Below are 3,666 nucleotides of genomic sequence, written 5' to 3'. Positions count from 1 at the left end.
CGGGCCGGAAGCCTCGGAATGGTATGCGCCCTTCGAGGGCGTGACCCTGCGCCTCACCGACGACGGCGCGCTTTGCATATCCGCCCCCGCGGTATGCAGTGCGGAACTTATCACCAATGATCTCGCCGTGCTGGACGCTTCGGGGCGCTTCCGCATCCTCGGGCGCAAGGACAACGTGATCAACAGCGGCGGCGTGAAAATCCAGATCGAAGAGCTGGAAGAGCTGCTTCGGCCCGTGATGCCCTGTCCCTTCCAGATCACCGCCGTGCCCGACGAAAAATTCGGGGAAGCCGTGGTCATGCTGACGGAAGGCCCGGAAGAGAAAGACTGGACGCCCTTCTTCGACCGTCTGCCGCGCCATGCCCGGCCGAAACAGACGTTTCACGTGCCCGCCCTTCCGCGCACGGGCACGGACAAGCCCGACCGGGCCGCGGCCCGAAAAATTGCGCGAGCCATGAAGGAGCAGCGTCATGACTGAACAGCACCATTCCGGCCGTCCGCTTCCCCTGCGCGCCTACATTGCGCTGGCGCTGACCATCGTGTTCTTCTCCGGCGCGCTTGCCGGCGCTCAGGGAGCGCTCGGCTGCCTGGACTTCACCACGGTAAGCGGAACGTTCGGACACATCGCCGGGGAATTCACCTTTCTCGGCAAGGGCGGCGGCGGGGCGCGCTACGGCTTTCTTTTCGCCCTGTCGCTCGTTCCGGGCATCATGCTGGCCCTCGGCGTGGTGGAAATGGCGGAACGCATGCAGGCGCTGCACGCCGCGCAAAAGCTGCTCACCCCGCTCATGAAACCGCTGCTCGGACTGCCGGGCGCGGCCGGTCTCGCCCTCATTTCCAGCCTCCAGAGCTCGGACGCGGGCGCAGCCATGACCAAGGATCTGCACGACAAGGGACTCATCACGGAAAAGGAAAAAACCGTGTTCGCGGCCTTTCAGTTTTCCTCGGCCTCGTCCGTTACGGTGTACCTGAGCATGGGCGTCGCCCTGTTTCCGTTCCTTGCCGTGCCGCACCTTCTGCCCCTCGGCGTGATTCTCTTCTACAAGGTTGCGGGCACCAATCTCATGAGACTGTATCTGCGCCTTGCAGAACGAAACAGGGAGGCAGCCTGATGGACAATCTCTATTCCGCCTTCGTCGAAGGCACCGTCAAAGGCTGGAAGGTAGCCACGCAGAACATGCTGCCCAACGTGGTCATCGCCTTCACGCTCATTGCCATGCTTCAGACCAGCGGCCTGCTCGACGGCCTCGGCCGGGCGTGCGCGCCGGTCATGGAGCTGTTCGGCCTGCCCGGAGAGGCCGTCACCGTGCTTATTTCCACATGGTTCTCGGCCGGAGGCGGCGTGGGCGCGGCGGCAGGACTCTACAGCCACGGCATTCTGAACGCCACGCACATAAGCATTCTCATGCCCGCCATCTTCCTCATGGGCGCACAGATACAATACGCAGGCCGCATCCTCGGCGTTGCGGGCGTACACTCTCGCCATTATCCCGTACTCTACGGCATAGGCTTGCTCAACGCCGCCCTCGCCATGCTCACCATGAGGCTCTTCGTGTAACGCCCTCTATCCCAGACCAAAAACAGGCCCGGTCGAAAAAATCGGCCGGGCCTCCTTTTCCAAAAACGGGCTCACTTCTTCCGCTCGAGAAAATCCTCGGGAGCCTGCTTTTCCAGCTCGGTGAGCGCGTCCTCCAGCTCGTTGCTCAGGGCGTTGGCCTTTCGGGGGTCCCAGTCCGCCAGCGCCGAACGCATCGCGTTCAGCTTGTCGGTCACCTTCTTCGCCCCGGGCATCAGCGCCTTCCGGCTCTCCTCCGAAATATCCGCAAAGCGCAGCGCATCGGGAAGATATTCCGCCAGCTCCGTCACCCCGCGCTTCATGCCCTGCGGCCCCCAGCGGTCGAGCTCCGACCATACCAGTGCCGAAAGGCGCGGCCAGGCCGCCACCACTTCATCTTCGTCGTACGTCCACGCGCCTACGCGAATCTGCAATATCTTTCCCATACCTTACTCCTTTTGCCGCGCGCCCGGGGCGACATTTTCCTTTCCTTCCTTCTCCCGAGTACCGCCACGTCCCGTTTGCGCAAGACACGCTGTACGGACTGCGTGACTTGCACGACGGCGGCTGCGTTTAACGCCGGAAGTAAATTCCGGCTACTTGCGGCCGTCGGCGCGACCGCCTGAAGGCAGGTCGCGGGCCCCAGAGCGTTGGGAGGAAGTTTTCCGGCATACATTTTCCCCCAGGCTGCTGAACCGAAATCAGCTCGATCACTTCGAGCCGAGTCCTTCTCCAACAAAACATCTGGAAATCCCTTCCTTTGACACGACTGTCCGGCGAAGGCCGGACAGGAGTCGGCCACCGCAGGTGGGCGCAGCAGCGCACACCTGCACTGCGTCCGCAGACCGAACAGCGCCCAGCCGAGCACACCACCCCTCGCAGCCGCTGCCTTTCCGAGCTCCCCCCTTCGCCCTTTGCTTCGGCATAATCTTCCCGCTCACCCTGTCCTGCCGATCCGGCGAAGCCGGGAGGCAGAAACAGGGGGGCGCGGGGGGAATTATTTCCCCCGCATGCCTTTTCTGCCTTTCCTGCCTTTTCTGCCTTTCCCTGAAAAAACGCCCGGCTGCGGGTGCGGTCGGGCGTTGGTTCATACGTTTTTCGGTGGGGGCTATTCGCCTTCGTTCCATTCGCTCTGGACGCGGGCCACCACGTCTTCCACGGCGGTCTGCTGTTCCGGCGGGCAGACCACGATAAGGGGGCTTCCGGCGTCCACGTTCTGGGTCTGGTCGAAGTACACGTCGTAGATGATGCCCGAAGGGCCGCTGTAGCACAGGGGCACTTCACGCTTCATGCGCGACACGATGAACAGTTCCATGCCGTCGTGGATGGATACCGTGCGGCAGCCGAGAATCTTCACCTTCTTGTCCACGTCGGGCACGAAGTAGTACTTGGCGCGTTCCGGGGCGCAGAAGGCGTACAGGCTTTCCTTGAGCAGCTTGCTCACGACTTCCTGCCGCGTGAGGTAATGGCGGATCACGCCGAGGGGGGTTCCGGCTTCCACGAAGGAGCCGTCGAGATCGCGATAGAGCTTCTGCAGCACGCCGCGTTCGGTGGCGAGCACCTTGCGCGGATTCTTCTCGCGCGTGATGGTGGCAATGTGCGTGCCGGGAATTTCCTTCCAGGTGCCGGTAAAGCCGCTCACACGGTCGCCTTCCTTGATGTCGGCGAACTGAATGACGCCCGTGTGCGGAGCGCAGACCTCCCGTTCCGTGTAGGGCGCGGCCTTGAGTTCTTCCATAACTTCGGCAATGTCTCTCATGCTTTCACCCTAGCGATAGTAAAGGTTGCGGCCGCCCATGGTTTCGAGGGCCTGGCGCAGGTTGGCGCGCACGTCGCGGCGATCCCACACGCCCTGGATGTGCCCGCGGGAAAGCGCCTTGTAGCAGTTGTGATGATCCGGCGGAATGTCGAGGCCGGTGGTGTTCTTGATGACGCCCGGGCCCGCGAAGCCGATGTCCGAAGAGCGGATGGCGAACTGGTAGAACGCGCAGCCGAGGAAGCTGGCCACCGGGCCGCCGTAGGACTTGGTATCGTAGAGCACGAGGTACAGGCCGCCGGACTCGATGTAGCGGCGCACGGCCACGGTGCAGCGCGGCATCTGAATGACGCCG

At 63.0% G+C, this 3,666-nt stretch carries 5 protein-coding genes and 1 pseudogene; 3 read left to right on the top strand and 3 right to left on the bottom strand.

All coding sequences use genetic code 11. The annotated features are described in order from the left end of the window. The 3 genes from ACZM96_RS10075 to ACZM96_RS10065 form a co-directional block, all read left to right on the top strand. A partial coding sequence (locus ACZM96_RS10075; RefSeq protein ID WP_489488883.1) for an acyl-CoA synthetase family protein occupies positions 1 to 478 on the top strand: 478 nt, incomplete at its 5' end. Continuing rightward, complete coding sequence (locus ACZM96_RS10070) at positions 471 to 1,112, top strand: nucleoside recognition domain-containing protein (RefSeq protein WP_489488882.1); 642 nt, start codon at positions 471 to 473, stop codon at positions 1,110 to 1,112. The genes ACZM96_RS10075 and ACZM96_RS10070, both read left to right, overlap by 8 nt. Then, positions 1,112 to 1,558 (top strand): YjiG family protein, encoded by a 447-nt coding sequence (locus ACZM96_RS10065; protein WP_489488881.1) that lies wholly within the window; start codon positions 1,112 to 1,114, stop codon positions 1,556 to 1,558. Before ACZM96_RS10070 ends, ACZM96_RS10065 begins: the two co-directional genes overlap by 1 nt. 71 nt (positions 1,559 to 1,629) lie before the next feature. Here ACZM96_RS10065 and ACZM96_RS10060 read toward each other — a convergent pair whose 3' ends face one another. The 3 genes and pseudogenes from ACZM96_RS10060 to ACZM96_RS10050 all read right to left on the bottom strand — a co-directional run. Further along, a complete protein-coding gene (locus tag ACZM96_RS10060; RefSeq protein ID WP_489488880.1) occupies positions 1,630 to 2,001 on the bottom strand; it encodes a hypothetical protein in 372 nt (123 codons plus the stop codon). Between the two features lie 662 nt (positions 2,002 to 2,663). Then, positions 2,664 to 3,314 carry a biotin attachment protein gene (locus tag ACZM96_RS10055; RefSeq protein ID WP_346664703.1) on the bottom strand — a complete coding sequence of 217 codons (651 nt, stop codon included), beginning with the start codon at positions 3,312 to 3,314 and terminating at the stop codon, positions 2,664 to 2,666. A 9-nt stretch (positions 3,315 to 3,323) separates the two neighbouring features. Further along, a pseudogene (locus ACZM96_RS10050) lies at positions 3,324 to 3,666 on the bottom strand (acetyl-CoA carboxylase carboxyl transferase subunit alpha/beta); the annotation flags it as partial.

Source organism: Mailhella sp. (assembly GCF_057866825.1).
The sequence above is the reverse complement of the archived record's forward strand: the minus strand, read 5'-3'. Positions and strand labels throughout refer to the sequence as shown.